Source organism: Bradyrhizobium sp. SMVTL-02 (genome assembly GCF_051853005.1).
Taxonomy (GTDB): Bacteria; Pseudomonadota; Alphaproteobacteria; order Rhizobiales; family Xanthobacteraceae; genus Bradyrhizobium.
This window is the reverse complement of record NZ_CP182469.1, coordinates 384,657-403,200: the sequence shown is the minus strand read 5'-3', so window position 1 is coordinate 403,200 and position 18,544 is coordinate 384,657. Positions and strand designations below refer to the sequence as shown.

The following is an 18,544-nucleotide window of genomic DNA, read 5'->3' as shown; positions in this document are numbered from 1 at the left end:
TTCGGGATCGGGCATGACTGAAACGGCCGATGATCTGAGCGCCCCGCTCGGACAGGACAAGCCGCGCCGCAAGCGCCGGCTGCGGTTGCCGTTCACCGCCATGCAGCTGCTGGCCGGCCTGCTCGGCCTGTTCCTGGTGACCTTTGCGGGCTTTGCCATCTTCAACAAGGACCCGCTCGGCGGCGAGCCGGTGACGCGGATCGCGATTCGCGAGCCGAAGGTCACGGACGAGAAGCCGGCCTCGAGCCAGGAGAGCAAGCCAGAGGGCAAGCACGAGACGGCACCCAAGCAGGCCGCGCCCGGCGAGCAGAAGACCGTCACCATGATCGACGGCTCGACCGGCGCGCGGCACGACGTGGTGATCGGCGCCGGCGAGGCCGCCGACAAGGGCGAGGCGGCGTCCGCCCCGCCGCCTGTCATGGCCGAGATCGATCCCAAGCTGCTGGAGAAGTCGCGCTACGGCATGATCCCCGCGGCCGCCGGCGACATGAAGCCGTTCAACGTCTATGCGGCGGATGCCGACCGCGCCAAGGCCGCCGGGATGCCCGTGGTCGCGATCGTGATCGGCGGCCTCGGCGTCGGCGCCGCCAAGACCGTAGATGCGATCATGAAGCTGCCGCCAGCGGTGACGCTGGCCTTCACGCCCTATGGCGCCGATCGCGGCAAGCTCGCCGAGCGGGCGCGGGCCCAGCGCCACGAGATCTTCCTGCAGATCCCGATGGAGCCCTACGACTTCCCGGACAACGATCCGGGGCCGCAGACGCTGCTGACCTCGCTCAGCCCCGACCAGAACATGGACCGCCTGTACTGGCACCTCAGCCGGATGCAGGGCTATGCCGGCCTCACCAATTTCATGGGCGCCCGCTTCATCGCGACGGAGCCGGCGATGCAGCCGATCATCCGCGAGGCGGCCAAGCGCGGCCTCGGCTTCTTCGACGATGGTTCCTCGCCCCGCAGCATCGCGCCCCAGGCCGCGGCGAACGCGTCGATGCCGTTCGGCAAGGGCGACATCGCGATCGACGTGGTGCCGACCCCGACCGAAATCGACCGCGCCCTGACCAAGCTGGAAGCGACGGCCCGCGAGCGCGGCGTCGCGGTCGGGATCGCCTCGGCCCTGCCGGTCTCGATCGAGCGCGTCAGTGCCTGGACCAAGACATTGGGCGACCGAGGTATCCTCTTGGTGCCATTGACAACCGCGATGCTGAAATCAAAATCCAGCTAAATCAACGGATTGGTACGGCACGGGTCGCGCGGGACCGGCATGCCACCAAGTGCAGGGAAGAGGTCTGGCGGAATGGCGCGTTACGAGGATCTGCCCTACCGGACCTGCGTCGGTGTGATGCTGATCAATGCGAAGGGGCTGGTATTCATCGGCCGCCGCGCCGGCGGCGTCGAGCATGTCGACGATGCCCATGTCTGGCAGATGCCGCAGGGCGGCGTCGATCCCGGCGAGGACACCTGGGAAGCCGCCAAGCGCGAGCTCTACGAGGAGACCAGCGTGCGCTCGGTCGAGCGGCTCGGCGAGGTCCCGGACTGGCTGATCTACGACATCCCGCGCACGGTCGCAGGCCGCGCCTGGAAAGGCCGCTACCGCGGCCAGCGCCAGAAGTGGTTCGCGGTGCGCTTCACCGGCAAGGACAGCGAGATCAACGTCGAGAAGCCCGGCGGCGGCGGCCACAAGGCCGAATTCGTGAGCTGGCGCTGGGAGCCGATGAAGAACCTCCCCGGGCTGATCATTCCGTTCAAGCGCCCGGTCTACGAGCGCGTGGTGAAGGAATTTTCCGCGCTGGCGGATCAATAAATCAAATTGTCGTCCCGGCTTCGGTGCTAATGCATCGCCGGAATGACGACGAGAGATTTACGCGTGACGAATGCAAAGCCCTACCGCCCCAACGTCGGCATCGCCCTGTTCAATGCCGACGGTCGCGTCCTGATCGGGCACCGCTTCAAGGGCGACGGGCCGGAGATCATCCTGCCGGGCTTCGACTGGCAGATGCCGCAAGGCGGCGTCGACCAGGGAGAGAATCTGCGCGATGCGGCGATGCGCGAACTGTGGGAGGAGACCAACGTCGTCAGCGTCGAGTTCCTCGCCGAGACGGACTGGTTCACCTATGAATTCCCGCCCTATGACGGACCGCAGACGCATCGCCTCGCAAAATTCCGCGGCCAGCGGCAGAAATGGTTCGCGCTGCGTTTCACCGGCAAGGACGACGAGATCGATCCGCTGACGCCGCGCAACGGCCAGCCCGCGGAGTTCGACGCCTGGCGCTGGGAGCGCCTCGACCGTGTCGCCGACCTCGTGGTGCCGTTCCGGCGCGAGGTCTATCAGGCCGTGGCGCGAGAGTTTGCGGCCTTCGGAAAATGAAACTGCGAAAACAACCCCATGCACAGTAGAACGCCGCCGACGGCGCGAGGGGCGGTGGTTGCGGCAAAGTGACTGAAGGGTCGCGCAGAATCGGTAACGGGGCGCAATGGTCGCTTCACCTCTCCCCGCCTGCGTCAGGGCTGTCGCATATGACTCGTTGCGGCGGCCTGCGCGCACGCTCGTCCTTCGAGACGGCGCTTACGCGCCTCCTCAGGATGAGGCTAATCAGTCGTCCGTGAAGAGTGGCTAAGCGATTGAGCTAGAATCGCATTTGTCGTTGTGGACTGTTTTGCGTTTGCAGGGGTTTGATGCTTCGGGCGTCGGAACCTTGCAATTTCATTTTCAGGATTGAACGAAGCCGCTGGCGCGGCATGTAGGGAGGCATAGCAAGGATTGCCTCCTGTCTGAGAGGATTGCGGGTTTTCGAAGCCCAACCCTTTAGACAGGAGGTTTTCCGATGGCTGAGATCAGCCCACTTCGCCGCCGCATGATCGAGGACATGACGGTCCGCAATCTGTCACCGGCGACGCAGCAATCCTACCTCAACGCCGTAGCGAAGTTGAGCCGATATTTCGGTCGTTCTCCTGACCGCCTCGACCTGGAGGATATCCGTGCTTTCCAGGTTCATCTGGTTGCGACGGGGATGTCCTGGCCGGCGCTGAACCAGATCGTCTGCGCACTGCGGTTTTTCTACGGTGTGACGCTGGGTCATGACACCGTTCCGGAGCGCATCGCCTATGCGCGTAAACCGCGCAAACTGCCGGTGGTGCTGAGCGCCGACGAGGTCGTGCGCTTCCTGGAAGCAATCCCAAGCCTCAAGAGCCGTACCGCGCTGACCACCGTCTATGCCGCAGGCTTGCGCGTATCGGAAGTGGTCCTCTTGAAGGTTGTCGACATTGATAGCCAGCGGATGTTGATCCGGGTCGAGCACGGCAAGGGCGGCAAGGACCGTTACGTTATGCTCTCGCCGCAGCTTTTGAGGATTCTGCGGACGTATTGGCGGCTCACTCGGCCCAAACGATGGCTATTTCCCGGCCGCGACGACGAGCGTCCGCTCGTCCCTAACGTGCTGCACGCCGCCTGCCGTTCAGCCTGTACGGCGGCCGGCTTGAGCAAGTCGGTGACAGTGCATACGCTGCGGCACACATTCGCGACCCATCTCCTGGAGAACGGGGCCGACGTGCGCATCATCCAGGTGCTGCTCGGCCATGCCAGTCTGCAGAGCACGGCGCGCTATACCCAAGTCGCCACAAAGACCATCAGCAATACGCCAAGTCCGCTTGACCGGCTCCGCCTGGAGGTCGTGCCGCCCGGCTGAGCGGACCTGATGACTCCAGTTCTGGAAGTGGCGGATATCTTCCGCCGCCACGGCGAAGCGTTTCGGCAAGCTCGTGCCGGACATCTGGGTCGCGTCGAGCGGCGCGTCATGGGCGCGATCACGGCATGCCGGACGGCTGTGCTTGGCGGCCACATCGAGCAATGCGACGACTGCGGTGCCACCCGGATCGCCTACAACTCCTGTCGCAATCGGCATTGCCCGAAGTGCCAAGGCTCGGCGCGCGCGCAATGGCTTGCCGAGCGACAATCCGAACTCCTTCCCGTGCCATACTTCCACGTCGTCTTCACCTTGCCGGCGCCGGCCAGAGAGATTGCTTTCCAGAACAAGGCGGTGGTCTATGCCATTCTGTTCCGCTGCGCGGCCGAGACGCTCACCACCATCGCGGCCGACCCCAAGCATCTCGGCGCTCAGCTCGGTCTGACCGCCGTCCTCCATACTTGGGGTCAAACCCTGCAACACCATCCGCATATCCACTGCGTCGTGCCTGGTGGTGGACCTTCACTCGACGGCACACACTGGGTCGCTTGCCGGCCCGGCTTCTTCCTGCCGGTGCGCGTCCTCTCCAGGCTGTTCCGCCGCCTGTTTCTGCAAGAGCTGCAAGCTGCCTTCGCGGCTGGCCAGTTGGGCTTCTTTGGCGATCTCGCCCGTCTCGCCGATCCCGCCGCATTCGCCGAGCGCCTCGCTCAACTTCGATGGACCGACTGGGTCGTCTATGCCAAGCCGCCATTCGGTGGGCCCGAACAGGTGCTGGCTTATCTCGGCCGCTATACGCATCGCGTCGCCATCGCCAACAGTAGGCTGATCTCGCTTGCCGACGGCAAGGTGAGCTTTGCCTGGAAGGACTATCGGCAGAATCGTAAAACCAAAGTGATGACGCTTAAGGCCGATGAGTTCATTCGTCGCTTTCTCCTGCACACCCTGCCGGACAGCTTCCACCGCATCCGCCACTATGGTTTCCTCGCCAATGGCGGACGCAACGATAAAATCGCTTTCTGCCGTCAACTCCTTGCTGTCCGCAACGCTCCGACTGATCAAGAAGCCGGCGCCGATCCCCTCACCAAATGCGAGATCCCCGTCTGCCCGCATTGTGGCGGCACCATGCGGCGCGTCGATATCGTCCCGCGAGCCTGCGCGCGCGACCAGCCGTTTCATTGTGATACGTCATGACCAGCGTCTGTACCATCCACCCCTTCCGTAATCACCTTCTTGGTGGCAACGTCCGAAGTCGCCGTGGCCGCGCTCGTCACCGAACACCCCGCCAATCGTTCGGTAGCGCATCCCAGCGCTGCAAATCGCTCGCTGGATCGCGCCCTTGGCCCGATCAATCGGGCCCCTCACATCCGATGAATGACTCGCGGACGCGCGGCGACCACAGGCGAGCGTTCCCCGCAGCCGCACCCGCTGCACTATTCCCATAGCGCCCACAACTCCGCAGCTTCGTTCAATCCGGCTTCTATGAGGTCGCACGCACCACAGAGCGCGCGGCTCGCGCCTGCCACGCGACCTCACAGAACCCTCAAGATTCCGTCGAATCGCCAACCATGATTCCGTCATCACATCGGAGGTGGCGATGCGACCGAAGAAGCACAGGACGACGGGATCGGGCGATCTGTTCCGGGCCAGGCTGGACCAAATCATCAATATGAAGCACGAGCTGGTTCAGCTCGCCGGCAAGGTCGATTGGGACTGGATCGACGGCGAGATCGCGCCGCTCTATAGCGAGAATGGTCGGCCCGGGATCGCGAGCCGCTTCATGATCGGGCTGTTGCTGCTCAAGCACATTTACGGGCTGTCCGATGAGGGGGTGTGCGAGCGCTGGGTCCACGACCCATATTTCCAGTACTTCACCGGCGAAGAGTTCTTCCAGCACGCATTCCCGCACGAGCGCTCGGACCTGAGCCACTGGCGCAAGCGGCTCGGCGACAAGCTGGAGCTGTTGCTGGCCGAGAGCTTGCGGGTGGCACACGAGGCCGGCGCGTTACGCAGCCAGGACATCAAGCGGGTCACAGTCGATACCACCGTGCAGCCGAAGGCGATCACCTTCCCGACCGATGCCAAGCTCTTGCACGCGGCGATCAAGGGGCTCAACCGTCTGGCGAGGAAGCACGGGGTCAAGCTGCGGCAGTCCTATCTGCGCATTGCCAAAACCGCGACAATGATGGCGGGACGCTACGGCCATGCCAAGCAATTCAAGCGGCATCAGCGGCAGTTGCGCATCCTGCGCAGCCGACTGGGCCGGATCATCCGCGATATCCGCCGCAAGATCGAAGGTCAGGCTGTGCTTGAGAACACGTTCGCCCTCCCGCTCAGCCGGGCCTCGCAGATCCGCTCGCAGCAGCAACGCCAGCGCGGCTTCAAGCTTTATTCCTTCCACGCCCCGGAGGTGGAGTGCATCGGCAAGGGCAAAGCAGCCGCGCCTTACGAGTTAATGGCATGGACCACGCCCGCTCTCAGCGGCAACGTGCAGCCCGGCGGGGGGCAGCAGCAGGAGCGCAAGCCATGTCGAATACGAACCTTGTCACAATCGGCATCGATCTCGGGAAGAACACATTCCACGTCGTCGGTCTCGATGCCACAGGCGCAATTACGCTACGCAAGAAGCGGTCGAGAAATCAGCTTGACCAGTCGCTGGGCAATATTCCGCGTTGTCTGATCGGAATGGAGGCGTGTGCAGGCGCACATCATCTGGGGCGCAGGCTCGAGAAATTAGGCCATCAAGTACGGCTCTTGCCGGCGCAGTACGTCAAACCATACCTCAAGGGTCACAAGAATGACTTTCGGGATGCTGAAGCGATCGCCGAGGCCGCTCAGCGGCCGACAATGCGGTTCGTTCCAGTGAAGTCAGCCGAACAACTTGATTTACAGGCACTACACAGAGTTCGCAGTCGATTGGTGACGCAGAGAACGGCGGTCATCAATCAAATCCGGGGCTTTTTGCTTGAGCGAGGGCTACCAGTGCGGCAGGGAGCGGCAGCACTCCGACTGGCACTTCCTCAGATTCTCTCAGCGCCAAACGACAACTTATCGCCTCGCGTGATCCAGCTCATTCAGGACTTGGCCGAGGACTGGCGCTATCTCGACCGACGGGTCGCGTCAATGACGAAAGAAATCGACGAACTCGCTGATCAAGATCCACACTGTCGCCGCCTAATGAGTGCGCCCGGCGTCGGGCCGATCATCTCAAGCGCGATGGTCGCCGCCATCGGAACCGGTGATGCCTTCCATAAAGGCCGAGACTTTGCAGCATGGCTTGGTCTGGTACCAAAGCAAATCTCGACCGGCGATCGAACCATTCTCGGGCGCATATCGAGGCGCGGTAATCGGTACCTGCGAACGCTGTTTATTCAAGGTGCCAGAGCCGTACTTCTGCAGCGTCAGAGTTGGCCTCGGCATGGCTTCGCAGCCTGGTTAGAGGCAGCGTCGAAGCGGCTCCACTCCAATGTCTTGGTTGTTGCCCTGGCCGCAAAACTTGCGCGCATGGCCTGGAGCATGCTCGCAAAGGGCCGTGACTACGACGCCAACCTCCTGGGCCGCACCGCATAAGAAACAGGGCCGGAAAGGAAAATCCAAGGTCGGGATCAGAAGGCACAATAACCCGCCGAGGTTTGCGAGACGGAAAGGACGAATGGAGAAACGGTTCCACCGACACTTCTGAAGCCTGGTTCGACTCCATGGCCCTTCTTGAGGCCGGCGAGTTATTGAGGACAGAAGTGAGCGGATATCCATGATGGCTCGGGGCAACAGCCCCAAATTGAAGCCGGATAGATTGGCGCAAACCGCTTCATCCCTTTGTCGATTCCTCTTGCAACGCGGGCGTGGTCCATAGATCGGCGTCAAAGCCTCCATCGTCACCAACAACCGCCGTTCTCCCGGGGGCCTGTTCGTGCTGCACGCCAGGGCGCTACCCGATAACCCGTACGACGGTCACACCTTGCGGGACGTCATCGACCGCACCGAGACACTCACCGGCTGCGCGATCGAGCGGGCCTATGTCGACAAGGGATACCGCGGCCACGACGCACAAAATCCCCGACGGATCTTCATCTCCGGCCAGAAGCGCGGCGTCTTCGGTGTCATCAAGCGCGAGCTGCGCCGCCGCTCCGCCATCGAACCCATCATCGGACACCTGAAGGCCGATGGTCACCTCGGCCGCTGCTACCTCAAAGGCCGCGCCGGCGATGCGGCTAACGTCATCCTCTCAGCCGTGGGCCACAACTTCCGCCGCATCCTCGCCTGGCTCAGAGAACTCTTGTGCCTCATCCTGCTCCAGCTATGGCGCACGTTCGGCCGTCCCGCCCCGCTCAATTCGCCTTCTTAACGGACGACTAACTGATCCACCCCGTCGCCAGCGCGTGCGCCAGCTCCGGCTGTTCGTTGCGGCGCGCCAGCGCTGCCATCGCTTCGTGATCGTAGGCGACATGGCGCAATGTCACATCCCAGGCACCACTTGCCAATTCGAGGATGGCATAACGCGCGTGCGGCGTGCCGGCTTCGACGACATGTGGAAACGGATGCTTGTCACGATAGCCGGGGCTGCCGACGCTGCCGGGATTGACGATCAACCTGCCGTCGCGAAGCCGCACCGCGCGAGCGAGATGGGTGTGGGCGCACAGGATCAGCGATTGCGTGATGCCTTGCGCGAACTGTTCGATGCGGTCGAGCGGCGATAGCGCGACGGTACCGTCGGGGTGCACGGTGTCGAGCCAGTAGACTTCATCGTTCGCGGGCGTCGCGTGGCAGAGGAAAACCTGCTCGCGGAACACGCGCGTCATCGGCTGCGCGCGCAGCCAGTCGAGCTGAGCGGCGTTGAGCTGCGCATGGGCGGGACGGTCCCACGAGCCCATCTTCTCCGGCGGACGGTCGAGCAGGTAACGGTCGTGATTGCCGAGCACATGCACGGCATCGAGCCGAATCAGCATCTCGACGGTGCGGCGTGCATCGAGGGGACCGCTCAGCATATCGCCGAGATTGACGATGTCGGCGATGCCGTGGGCGCGGATGTCGGCGAGGACGGCCTCCAGCGCGAGGTAGTTTCCGTGGACGTCGGCGATCGCGGCAAAACGCATGGGCATTTCCTGTTGCCCGGATGGAGCGAAGCGTAACCCGGGGGCTTTATCGCTTGTGGCGAGATCCCGGATTCGCTCCATCCGGGCTACGCGATCAGCTAAGCAGGAGGCGTGCCGTTGAGGGCGAGCACGTGGCCGGCAAGATAGAGCGAGCCGGTGATCAGGATGCGCGGCGGCACCTCGTAAGCCAGTTTCGACAAGGCCCGCAGCGCGGCCTCAATGCCGGGTGCAATCTCGATGCGCATGCCGAGGCTGCGCGCAGCATCCGCGAGACGGTCGACTGGCATCGCGTTCTCGGTGTCGGGGATCGACACCGCGATGATGTGGCGGGTGAGGCCGGCGAAATTGGCGAGGAACGCTTGCGCATCCTTGTTGGCCATCATGCCGGCGATCACCACCAGCGGCCGCGACACCCGCTCTTCGAGGTCGCCGAGCGCGGCCGCCGCGACGCGGCCGCCTTCGGCATTGTGGCCGCCATCGAGCCAGATCTCCGAGCCCTGCGGCCCCCAGGAGAGCAACTCGCCCGAGGTGAGGCGCTGCATCCGCGCCGGCCATTCGGCACCGACGATGCCGGCTTCGAATGCCGCTTGGTTGATACTGAAGGTCGGAATCGCACGGAGCGTCGCGATCGCAAGGCCGGCATTATCGAACTGGTGGCGGCCGAACAGGCGCGGCGCGGCGAGATCCATCAGGCCGCGGTCGTCGGAATAGACCAGCCGTCCGTGCTCGACATTGACGTGCCAGCTCTCGTTCGCGGCAAACAGCGGCGCACGCATGCGCTTGGCCTCTGCCTCGATCACGGCCATTGCCTCTGGCAACTGCTCGGCGCAAATCATGGGCACGCCGCGCTTGATGATCGCCGCCTTCTCGCCGGCAATCGACGTCAGGGTCGGCCCAAGAAAATCCATATGGTCCATGCTGACGGGCGTGATCACGCAGGCCGCCGGCGTATCGACCACATTGGTCGAATCGAGCCGGCCGCCGAGGCCGACTTCCAGCAGCACGGCATCGGCCGGATTTTGCGCGAACAGATGAAACGCCGCAGCGGTCTTCAGCTCGAACACGGTCGCGGGCTCGCCGGCATTGACGCGCTCGACCTCCTCCAGCGCGGCGCGCAACTCGTCGTCGCCGACCAGCACGCCACCACCGACACGGCCGAGCCTGAAGCATTCGTTGATGCGGACCAGATACGGCGAGGTGTAGGCGTGGACGCGCAGGCCTGCCGCCTCCAGCGTCGCGCGCAGATAGGCGACGGTCGAGCCCTTGCCGTTGGTGCCGGCGACGTGGATCACCGGCGGCAGCTTGCGTTCGGGGTGGCCAAGCCGCTCGAGCAGGCGGTGCATCCGCTCGAGCCCGAGATCGATGCGCTTCTGATGCAGGGCCGACAGCCGCCCGATCACTTGGCCGAGCGGTGTCGTTGCACTGTCAGAGGAGGCGTTCACGCGTGCGGCGCGGCCGGCGCCGTCTCGGCGGCCGATACGATCTGTGCCGGGCTCGTCACCGGCTGTGCCGGCTTCGCAGCGCCATCCTGGGCCGGCGCCTTGGTCAGCAGGCGGCAGAGCCGCGCCAGGGTCGGACGCAGATCGTGGCGATGCACGACCATGTCGACCATGCCGTGTTCCTTCAGGTACTCGGCGCGCTGGAACCCCTCCGGCAGCTTCTCGCGGATGGTCTGCTCGATCACGCGCGCGCCGGCAAAGCCGATCAGCGCGCCGGGCTCGGCGATCTGCACGTCGCCCAGCATCGCGTAGGACGCGGTGACGCCGCCGGTGGTCGGGTTGGTCAGCACGACGATGTAGGGCAGCTTTGCCTCGCGCAGCATCTGCACGGCGACGGTGGTGCGCGGCATCTGCATCAGCGACAGGATGCCTTCCTGCATGCGCGCGCCGCCGCTAGCTGCGAACACGATGAAGGGCGACTTCTTCTCGACCGCGAGCTCCAGCCCGCGCACGATGGCTTCGCCCGCGGCCATGCCGAGCGAGCCACCCATGAAGTCGAAATCCTGCACGGCGACGACGACGGCCGCGCCTTCGAGCTTGCCGTAGCCGATCTTGATCGCGTCGTTCAGATTGGTGCGCGCCCGGGCATCCTTGATGCGGTCGACATATTTCTTCTCATCACGGAACTTGAGCGGATCGGGCGTGACGTCGGGCAGCGCGACATCGAACCAGGTCTCGTTGTCGAAGATCGACTTCAGACGCGCCACTGCGCCCATGCGCATGTGGTAGTTCGAGCCGGGAATGACGAACTGGTTGGCCTCGACGTCCTTGTAGAACACGAGCTGTCCGGAATCCGGGCACTTGATCCAAAGATTCTCCGGCGTCTCCCGCCGCAGCATGTTGCGGATCTTCGGCCGGACCACATTGGTAAGCCAGTTCATGGTTTGCTCCGATGTGCGACCTCGCTCGAGGATCGCCTGAAACGATATATGGCCGCCGGACCCAGCCCCGGCAAGCCGACGTGTCGCCCGCCCCCGAAGCGGAATTATGGCCTATTCGGCCGCTTGTTTCGCGCCCTTGACGCCCTGGGCCAGAGCCACGGTCAGCTCGGCCACGGCGGTAACGGTTTTGGCCGTCGCCCGGCCCTCGGCATCGAGGCTGTTCTTGAGCGCATCGACCAGCGCCGTGCCGACCACCGAACCATCGGCCTTCTCGGCAATGGCGCGGGCCGCCTCCGGCGTGCGGATGCCAAATCCAACGCAGATCGGCAGCCTGGTATGCCGCTTGATGCGCGCGACGGCTTCGCCAACGGCATTGGCGTCCGCCGCCGCTGCACCGGTGATGCCGGCGATGGAGACGTAATAGACGAAGCCTGATGTGTTCGCGAGCACCGCGGGCAGACGCTTGTCGTCGGTGGTCGGGGTCGCGAGGCGAATGAAGTTCAGGCCCGCCTTCAGCGCGGGAATGCAGAGCTCGTCGTCTTCCTCCGGCGGCAAATCGACGATGATCAGGCCGTCAACGCCGGCCGTCTTGGCATCAGCCAGGAACTTGTCGACGCCGTAGATGTAGATCGGATTGTAATACCCCATCAGCACCAGCGGCGTGACGTCGTCGTCCTTGCGGAAGTCGCGGACCAGCTCCAGCGTCTTCTTCAAGGTCATGCCGACCTTCAGCGCGCGCAGACCTGCGGCCTGAATCGAGGGGCCATCCGCCATCGGATCGGTGAAGGGAATACCGAGTTCGATGACGTCGGCGCCTGCCTTGGGCAGCGCCTTGACGATATTGAGCGAGGTCGCGAGATCGGGATCGCCGGCCATCACATAGGTGACAAAGGCGGAGCGGCCCTGCTTCTTCAGCTCGGCGAAACGGGTGTCGATACGCGTGGTCATGTTTCCGCGGCCGCTGTGCTATACCTCTCCTCTTCGGGGAGAGGTCGGCTGCGAAGCAGCCGGGTGAGGGGGGTGGAGAGGTTCGAGTCCAGAGCGCGAAGGCTCCGCGAGTGGCAGACGAGCGCCGAAGCGAAGCTTTGGCAAGCACTGCGCAACCGGCAGCTTGCCCACTGGAAGTTTCGTCGCCAGCATCCGGTCGACCGGTATGTCGTCGATTTCGTGACGCTCGACGGGAGGCTCATCGAAGTTGATGGCGTCACGCATTCCAGCCCGACTGAAATCGAACGCGATGAACCCAGGACCAAAGCGCTCGAAGCCAGCGGCTTCCTTGTCCTTCGGGTATCGAACACGGATGTGTACGAAAATCTTGAAGGTGTCCTCGAGCTCATCCGGACATCGTTAAGGTTCGAGTGAGCGGAGAGCCCCCTCACCGCCCTGCTTCGCCGCCGACCTCCCCCCGATGGGGGGAGGTGAAGAGAGTGCGACACCCGCCTCACTTGCTCTTGCCCCTCAGGATGTCGCCGACCTGCGGGACGTCCTTGTCGCCGCGCCCGGAGAGATTGACGACCATCAGGTGGTCCTTCGGCCGCTTCGGTGCGAGCTCCATTACCTTGGCGATGGCGTGTGCGGGTTCGAGCGCGGGGATGATGCCTTCGAGCTTCGACAGCAGCTGGAACGCGGCGAGCGCCTCGTCGTCGGTTGCGGAGAGATAGTTCACACGGCCGACCTCGTGCAGCCAGGAATGCTCGGGTCCGATGCCGGGATAGTCGAGGCCGGCGGAGATCGAATGCGCGTCCTGGATCTGGCCGTCGGCATCCATCAAGAGATAGGTGCGGTTGCCATGCAGCACACCGGGACGGCCGCCTGCGATCGACGCCGCATGCAGCTGCGTAAGGCCATGACCCGCGGCTTCGACGCCGAAGATCTCGACAGTGGAGTCATCGAGGAACGGATGGAACAGGCCCATCGCGTTCGAGCCGCCGCCGATGCAGGCGACCAGCGAATCCGGCAGGCGGCCCTCGATCTCCTGCATCTGCGTCTTGGTCTCGTTGCCGATGATCGACTGGAAGTCGCGCACCAACGTCGGATAGGGATGCGGGCCCGCCACCGTGCCGATGCAATAGAAGGTGTTGTGCACGTTGGTGACCCAGTCGCGCAGCGCCTCGTTCATCGCATCCTTCAGCGTGCGCGTGCCCGACTGCACCGGAAACACCTTTGCGCCAAGCATCTCCATGCGGATGACGTTGGGCTGCTGCCGCTCGACGTCGACCGCGCCCATATAGACCACGCATTCGAGGCCGAAACGCGCGCACAGCGTCGCGGTGGCGACGCCATGCTGGCCCGCGCCGGTCTCGGCGATGATGCGCTTCTTGCCCATGCGCCGCGCCAGCATGATCTGGCCGAGCACGTTGTTCACCTTGTGCGAGCCGGTGTGGTTGAGCTCTTCGCGCTTCAGGTAAATCTTTGCGCCGCCGAGATGCTCGGTCAGACGTTCCGCGAAATAGAGCGGCGAAGGCCGGCCGACATAGTTCTTGAGATAGCCGTTCATCTCCGCCTGGAAGGCCGGGTCGGCCTTGGCCGCGGTGTAGGCCTGCTCCAGATCGAGGATCAGCGGCATCAGGGTTTCGGCGACGAAGCGGCCGCCGAAGATGCCGAAATGGCCGCGCTCATCGGGGCCGCTGCGATAGGAATTGGGCTTGGCGATGTTCATCGAACACTCAACTCTTGACTTGCATCCTGGGTGGCGCGCGCGGCGCGAATGAAGGCCTTGATCATCTCGGGGTCCTTGATGCCCGGGGCGCTCTCGACACCGGAGGAGACGTCGACACCGCCGGCGCCGGTGACGCGGAGGGCTTCCGCGACGTTATCGACGTCGAGCCCGCCCGAGACCATGTAGGGCAGTTTCAGATCGAGATTTTCCAGCAGGTGCCAGTCGAAGGGCGCGCCCAGGCCGCCGGGACGGGTCGCATCCTTGGGCGCACGGGCATCGAACAGGATGCGGTCGGCGACCGCGGCATAGCCGGGCAGCACGGCAAGATCGGCCGCGGTTGCGACCGGGACGGCCTTCATCACCGGGCGGCCGTATTTCTGCTTGATGTCGCGCAGCCGGGCGACGCTCTCCTTGCCGTGAAGCTGGAAAATGTCCGGCGACAGCGCGTCCATGATGTTGTCGAGCGTGGCGTCGTCGGCATCGACCGTGAGCGCCACTTTGAGTGCGCGCTGCTTGATCTGCCGGCCGAGATCGCGCCCGGCCTCCAACGAGAGATGCCGCGGTGACGGCGGAAAGAACACGAACCCCACCATGTCGGCGCCGGCGTCGAGCGCCGTTTGAAGCGTCTCGCGCGTGGACAGGCCGCAGATTTTGACGAGCAGGGACATGGTCTCGCAGCGGGTAGCGGCCGCAGGGTGCGGCCGGAAAACGGGGCTTTCGGTCGGGGCCGCTTCTACAACGTCGCGCGCTGCTTGTCTCGCCCGATGGGCCCGTAAAGGCCTACTCCGGAGGGAGCGGGAAGCCGCTGCGCCTCGGGTCTTGCCGCGGTCACCTGGGCCCGCAGATCGGCCAATTCGCCCCGCGCAGCCTTGGCGTCGGCCTCGTGCCGGCGCGCGGCGCGTCGCCAGCGCCGCTGCCCGAACCAGACCGCACAGCCGCCCGCGATGACGCCCAGCGCCGCCACCAGGATCAGGAGCAGGAACAGCGGCATCGTGGCCGCGAATGAGGGGTCGTCGGAGATGAAGGGATCGAAGGAGACCGTGACGAAATGCCGGTTGGCGACCGCGAAGGCCACCAGGATCAGGGCCAGCGGAATCACGATCAGCGCGGTCAGGAACTTTCGCATCTCGCCTCGCTCGCCTTGAATCAAGCCGCCGGCCGCGTCTTGTGCGGCCGCTAAGAACCTGGCGCCGGCCTTTAGTCCGCCGCGCCTGGATCCGGATGGTCGCGGTTCAGCCGCTCGCGCATTTCCTTGCCCGTCTTGAAGAACGGAACGCTCTTCTGGTCGACGGGCACATGGGCGCCGGTGCGTGGATTACGGCCGGCGCGCGCCGGACGATGCTTGACCGAGAAGGCACCGAAACCGCGCAGCTCGACGCGGTCACCGCGTGCGAGGGCCGCTACGATCTCTTCGAGAATCGCATTCACAATGTTCTCGACATCCCGCTGGTACAGATGCGGGTTGTGCTCGGCGATACGCTGAACAAGTTCCGATTTGATCATCGAGAGATAGGACCCGGAAGCGTGCGGATGACCATTTCCGTGAAAATACTGTGATCTGTCAAGACGCTAAATCAAGGTTGAGCGCCGGGAAAATGCGTGACAAATGCCAAAAAAGTGGGCTGTCCCGACACTCGCACTGCGAGAAAAACTTCGGGAACTCGCCCGCCCCAGTCAGTTTGATGCGGCCGGCTGCCACAACGCCAGCATTCCATCCATTCCGAGCCGGTCGACGGCCTGCGCGACGCCGGTTTGCCCGATTTGATGCGCGATCGAGCCTAAACCAAGCGCTTCCAGCATCACGGCAGCCGCGGTCTTGAGGAACGGCAGATCGCCAAAGCGCGGCTGGAGCTTGTAATCGCGAACGCTGAGGCCCTTCTTGACGCCCTTCTGCTCGACCAGCCAGGTCACCGCAGCCTTCTCGTCGCCGATCTGGTCGATCAGCTTGAGATCGATCGCCTGGCGTCCGGTGAAGACCCGGCCGTCAGCCACTTTCTCGAGCTGTGCGTCATCCATGCCACGCCGTTCCTTCACCAGTCCCTTGAACCAGGCGTAGGAGTCCTTCACCAGCGCATCGAGCGCGGCGCGCGCTTCGGGACTTGTCGGCTCGAATCCGTTCGGTGCCGCCTTCAGGGGCGAGGATTTTACCTCCTCGACCTTGACGCCGATGGTCTTCAAGAGCTCGGTGACGTTGGGATACTGGAACAGCACGCCGATCGAGCCGACCAGCGAGCTCTGCTGAGCGATGATGTGATCACTCGCGATCGCCGTGATGTATCCGCCGGAGGCGGCGAGGCCTTCGACCACGACGACGAGCGGCTTCTTCGCCTTCAGCCGCACGAGCGAGTCATAGAGCTGCTCGGAGCCGGCGGTGGTACCGCCCGGCGAGTTGATGTGAACGATGACGGCGGCGGCCTGCGAATTCTCCAGCCGCTCCAGCGCCTGCGTGCGATCGGAATCGCTGCGGATCAGGCCCTCGATCTGAACCCGCGCGATCGAACCGGCGGACGCGAACGTGCCGCGCGCACCGGGTGTCGCGATCAGCGCAAAGCCCGCAATTGCCGCGATCGCGATCAGCGCCGCCATGACACGCCAGAACGTCAGCTTGCGGCGGATCCTGCGGCGATCGACGATGATGTCCGAATCGAGCGACATCGGAATATCTCCAAATGAAAGGCCAGAGGCGTTGTGCCGTCACAACGTAAGCATTGGCTTGTCTGGATACATCAATTGCGGCGCAATTTGAAGAAATGAAGGCTGGCGCCTGCGGTGTAGGCCTGGGCGCTGCCACACACTCACGTCTCGTCCCGGCGAAGGCCGGGACCCTAACAGGGGGAGCGAGTCGTTCGGTGCTGGCGCCGATCACAACCGATAGATTCCGCGGTACGGGTCACCTTCGCCGCGCCGACGCCGAGCAAAAAAGCCCCGGCTTGCGCCGGGGCTTCGATTGCCAGCGAAACGGAAGTTTCGCTTACTTGTTGTCGCGGTTCTTGAGCGCGGTGCCGAGGATGTCGCCCAGCGTCGCACCCGAATCCGAGGAGCCGTACTGCGCGATGGCTTCCTTCTCTTCGGCGACTTCGAGCGCCTTGATCGACACCTGGACCTTGCGGGCCTTCTTGTCGAACTGGATCACGCGGGCATCGACCTTCTCGCCGACGGCGAAGCGTTCGGCGCGCTGGTCGTTGCGGTCACGGGCGAGCTCCGAGCGCTTGATGAAGGTGGTGAAGTCGGTACCGGCGATCTTCACCTCGATACCGCTCTCCTTCACTTCGAGCACTTCGCAGGTCACGACCGCGCCCTTCTTGACATCGCCCGGCTCGGCGAAGGGGTCGCCTTCGAGCTGCTTGATGCCGAGCGAGATGCGCTCCTTCTCGACGTCCACGTCGAGCACCACGGCCTTCACCATGTCGCCCTTCTTGTAGTTGTCGATCACCTGCTCGCCCGGAAGCTTCCAGTCGAGGTCGGAGAGGTGGACCATGCCGTCGACGTCGCCCTCGAGGCCCAGGAACAGACCGAACTCGGTCTTGTTCTTGACCTCGCCCTCGACCACCGAACCGGTCGGGTGACCTTCGACGAAGACCTCCCAGGGGTTGCGCATGGTCTGCTTGAGGCCGAGCGAGATGCGGCGCTTGACGGAGTCGACTTCCAGCACCTGCACGTCGACTTCCTGCGAGGTCGACACGATCTTGCCGGGGTGCATGTTCTTCTTGGTCCACGACATCTCGGAGATGTGGATCAGGCCTTCGATGCCCGGCTCGAGCTCGACGAACGCACCGTAGTCGGTGATGTTGGTGACGCGGCCGGTGAAGCGGGCACCCAGCGGGTACTTGGCTTCGATGCCCTGCCACGGATCGTCCAGCAGCTGCTTCATGCCCAGCGAGATGCGGTGCGTCTCGTGGTTGATCTTGATGATCTTGACCTTCACGGTCTGGCCGATCGAGAGCACCTCGGTCGGGTGGTTGACGCGGCGCCACGCGATGTCGGTGACGTGCAGCAGGCCGTCGATGCCGCCGAGGTCAACGAACGCACCGTAGTCGGTGATGTTCTTGACCACGCCGTCGATGACCTGACCCTCTTCGAGGTTCTGCACCAGCTCCTGACGCTGCTCGGCGCGGGTCTCTTCCAGAACCGTGCGGCGGGACACCACGATGTTGCCGCGGCGGCGGTCCATCTTGAGGATCTGGAACGGCTGCGAGTTGTTCATCAGCGGCGCAACGTCGCGGATCGGACGGATGTCGACCTGCGAGCGCGGCAGGAAGGCCACGGCACCGTCGAGGTCGACGGTGAAGCCGCCCTTGACCTGGTTGAAGATGACGCCGTTGACCTTTTCGTTGTTCTGGAACGCCTTCTCGAGCTTGCCCCAGCTCTCTTCGCGGCGCGCCTTGTCACGCGACAGCACGGCTTCGCCGAGGGCGTTCTCGATGCGATCGAGGAACACTTCCACCTCGTCGCCGACCTTGAGATCGGAGTCACGGCCGGGGCCGGAAAATTCGCGAAGGGCAACGCGGCCCTCGGTCTTCAGGCCGACGTCGATGACGGCCATGTCCTTTTCAATTGCAACCACCTTGCCCTTGATGACGGAGCTTTCCTGCAGGTTGCCACCTGCGAAGGACTCGTCGAGCATCGCGGCGAAATCGTCACGCGACGGGCTATAGGTATCAGCAGAAGTCGAAGCCATTTGTTCTCCAGTTGCGGAAGTCTTGCCGGCCGTTGGGTTCAAGGGCGCATCGCACAC

Annotated in this window: 17 protein-coding genes and 2 pseudogenes; 9 read left to right on the top strand and 10 right to left on the bottom strand. The window is 64.0% G+C overall.

What is annotated here, in order from left to right; translation table 11 throughout:
- Window positions 1–13 precede the first annotated feature (13 nt).
- The 8 genes and pseudogenes from ACNJYB_RS01920 to ACNJYB_RS01885 form a co-directional block, all read left to right on the top strand.
- Entirely contained in the window at window positions 14–1,222 is a 1,209-nt protein-coding gene (locus ACNJYB_RS01920; protein WP_439372446.1) for a divergent polysaccharide deacetylase family protein, read from the top strand.
- A gap of 72 nt (window positions 1,223–1,294) precedes the next feature.
- Window positions 1,295–1,801, top strand: coding sequence for an RNA pyrophosphohydrolase (locus tag ACNJYB_RS01915; RefSeq protein WP_439372445.1), 507 nt, complete (start codon window positions 1,295–1,297; stop codon window positions 1,799–1,801).
- Between the two features lie 63 nt (window positions 1,802–1,864).
- Entirely contained in the window at window positions 1,865–2,365 is a 501-nt protein-coding gene (locus tag ACNJYB_RS01910) for an RNA pyrophosphohydrolase (RefSeq protein ID WP_439372444.1), read from the top strand.
- Window positions 2,366–2,822: 457 nt separating this feature from the next.
- Window positions 2,823–3,683 (top strand): tyrosine-type recombinase/integrase, encoded by an 861-nt coding sequence (locus ACNJYB_RS01905; RefSeq protein ID WP_439368084.1) that lies wholly within the window; start codon window positions 2,823–2,825, stop codon window positions 3,681–3,683.
- Between the two features lie 6 nt (window positions 3,684–3,689).
- A complete protein-coding gene (locus ACNJYB_RS01900) occupies window positions 3,690–4,871 on the top strand; it encodes an IS91 family transposase (protein WP_439375460.1) in 1,182 nt (393 codons plus the stop codon).
- A gap of 403 nt (window positions 4,872–5,274) precedes the next feature.
- A pseudogene (locus tag ACNJYB_RS01895) lies at window positions 5,275–6,180 on the top strand (IS5 family transposase); the annotation flags it as partial.
- A gap of 23 nt (window positions 6,181–6,203) precedes the next feature.
- A complete protein-coding gene (locus ACNJYB_RS01890; protein ID WP_128944741.1) occupies window positions 6,204–7,247 on the top strand; it encodes an IS110 family transposase in 1,044 nt (347 codons plus the stop codon).
- Between the two features lie 286 nt (window positions 7,248–7,533).
- Window positions 7,534–8,022, top strand: a pseudogene (locus ACNJYB_RS01885) (IS5/IS1182 family transposase); the annotation flags it as partial.
- 7 nt (window positions 8,023–8,029) lie between these two features.
- On the opposite strand, the gene ACNJYB_RS01880 reads toward ACNJYB_RS01885, so the two are convergent.
- The 4 genes from ACNJYB_RS01880 to trpA form a co-directional block, all read right to left on the bottom strand.
- Window positions 8,030–8,770 (bottom strand): metallophosphoesterase family protein, encoded by a 741-nt coding sequence (locus ACNJYB_RS01880; RefSeq protein WP_439372443.1) that lies wholly within the window; start codon window positions 8,768–8,770, stop codon window positions 8,030–8,032.
- 98 nt (window positions 8,771–8,868) lie between these two features.
- The gene (locus tag ACNJYB_RS01875; RefSeq protein ID WP_439372442.1) at window positions 8,869–10,212 is read right to left on the bottom strand and encodes a bifunctional folylpolyglutamate synthase/dihydrofolate synthase; all 1,344 of its coding nucleotides are present in this window, start codon (window positions 10,210–10,212) and stop codon (window positions 8,869–8,871) included.
- A complete protein-coding gene (gene accD / locus ACNJYB_RS01870) occupies window positions 10,209–11,150 on the bottom strand; it encodes an acetyl-CoA carboxylase, carboxyltransferase subunit beta (protein ID WP_439372441.1) in 942 nt (313 codons plus the stop codon). Before accD ends, ACNJYB_RS01875 begins: the two co-directional genes overlap by 4 nt.
- 111 nt (window positions 11,151–11,261) lie before the next feature.
- A complete protein-coding gene (gene trpA / locus ACNJYB_RS01865; RefSeq protein ID WP_439372440.1) occupies window positions 11,262–12,098 on the bottom strand; it encodes a tryptophan synthase subunit alpha in 837 nt (278 codons plus the stop codon).
- Between the two features lie 72 nt (window positions 12,099–12,170).
- On the opposite strand from trpA, the gene ACNJYB_RS01860 reads away from it, so the two are divergent.
- The gene (locus tag ACNJYB_RS01860) at window positions 12,171–12,512 is read left to right on the top strand and encodes an endonuclease domain-containing protein (protein ID WP_439372439.1); all 342 of its coding nucleotides are present in this window, start codon (window positions 12,171–12,173) and stop codon (window positions 12,510–12,512) included.
- 79 nt (window positions 12,513–12,591) lie between these two features.
- On the opposite strand, the gene trpB is transcribed toward ACNJYB_RS01860, so the two are convergent.
- From trpB to rpsA, 6 genes are all read right to left on the bottom strand, one after another.
- Window positions 12,592–13,809, bottom strand: coding sequence for a tryptophan synthase subunit beta (trpB, locus tag ACNJYB_RS01855; RefSeq protein WP_439372438.1), 1,218 nt, complete (start codon window positions 13,807–13,809; stop codon window positions 12,592–12,594).
- Window positions 13,806–14,477, bottom strand: coding sequence for a phosphoribosylanthranilate isomerase (locus tag ACNJYB_RS01850; RefSeq protein ID WP_439372437.1), 672 nt, complete (start codon window positions 14,475–14,477; stop codon window positions 13,806–13,808). The genes trpB and ACNJYB_RS01850 overlap by 4 nt, the downstream gene beginning before the upstream one ends.
- A gap of 65 nt (window positions 14,478–14,542) precedes the next feature.
- Window positions 14,543–14,935, bottom strand: a complete 393-nt coding sequence (locus ACNJYB_RS01845) for a lipopolysaccharide assembly protein LapA domain-containing protein (protein WP_439372436.1) — start codon at window positions 14,933–14,935, stop codon at window positions 14,543–14,545.
- 71 nt (window positions 14,936–15,006) lie between these two features.
- Window positions 15,007–15,312: an integration host factor subunit beta gene (locus tag ACNJYB_RS01840; protein WP_008539997.1), complete on the bottom strand. Its 306-nt coding sequence runs from the start codon at window positions 15,310–15,312 to the stop codon at window positions 15,007–15,009.
- 171 nt (window positions 15,313–15,483) lie between these two features.
- Complete coding sequence (gene sppA, locus ACNJYB_RS01835) at window positions 15,484–16,464, bottom strand: signal peptide peptidase SppA (protein ID WP_439372435.1); 981 nt, start codon at window positions 16,462–16,464, stop codon at window positions 15,484–15,486.
- 316 nt (window positions 16,465–16,780) lie between these two features.
- Complete coding sequence (rpsA, locus tag ACNJYB_RS01830) at window positions 16,781–18,487, bottom strand: 30S ribosomal protein S1 (protein ID WP_439372434.1); 1,707 nt, start codon at window positions 18,485–18,487, stop codon at window positions 16,781–16,783.
- Between the last annotated feature and the right edge of the window lie 57 nt (window positions 18,488–18,544).

Bases quoted from the DNA above. Each gene is read 5' to 3' on its own strand.
- trpB (WP_439372438.1), bottom strand. From the start codon at position 13,809: ATGAACATCGCCAAGCCCAATTCCTATCGCAGCGGCCCCGATGAGCGC.
- ACNJYB_RS01890 (WP_128944741.1), top strand. From the start codon at position 6,204: ATGTCGAATACGAACCTTGTCACAATCGGCATCGATCTCGGGAAGAAC.
- trpA (WP_439372440.1), bottom strand. From the start codon at position 12,098: ATGACCACGCGTATCGACACCCGTTTCGCCGAGCTGAAGAAGCAGGGC.
- ACNJYB_RS01915 (WP_439372445.1), top strand. From the start codon at position 1,295: ATGGCGCGTTACGAGGATCTGCCCTACCGGACCTGCGTCGGTGTGATG.
- ACNJYB_RS01920 (WP_439372446.1), top strand. From the start codon at position 14: ATGACTGAAACGGCCGATGATCTGAGCGCCCCGCTCGGACAGGACAAG.
- ACNJYB_RS01840 (WP_008539997.1), bottom strand. From the start codon at position 15,312: ATGATCAAATCGGAACTTGTTCAGCGTATCGCCGAGCACAACCCGCAT.
- rpsA (WP_439372434.1), bottom strand. From the start codon at position 18,487: ATGGCTTCGACTTCTGCTGATACCTATAGCCCGTCGCGTGACGATTTC.
- accD (WP_439372441.1), bottom strand. From the start codon at position 11,150: ATGAACTGGCTTACCAATGTGGTCCGGCCGAAGATCCGCAACATGCTG.
- sppA (WP_439372435.1), bottom strand. From the start codon at position 16,464: ATGTCGCTCGATTCGGACATCATCGTCGATCGCCGCAGGATCCGCCGC.
- ACNJYB_RS01845 (WP_439372436.1), bottom strand. From the start codon at position 14,935: ATGCGAAAGTTCCTGACCGCGCTGATCGTGATTCCGCTGGCCCTGATC.
- ACNJYB_RS01905 (WP_439368084.1), top strand. From the start codon at position 2,823: ATGGCTGAGATCAGCCCACTTCGCCGCCGCATGATCGAGGACATGACG.
- ACNJYB_RS01880 (WP_439372443.1), bottom strand. From the start codon at position 8,770: ATGCGTTTTGCCGCGATCGCCGACGTCCACGGAAACTACCTCGCGCTG.
- ACNJYB_RS01850 (WP_439372437.1), bottom strand. From the start codon at position 14,477: ATGTCCCTGCTCGTCAAAATCTGCGGCCTGTCCACGCGCGAGACGCTT.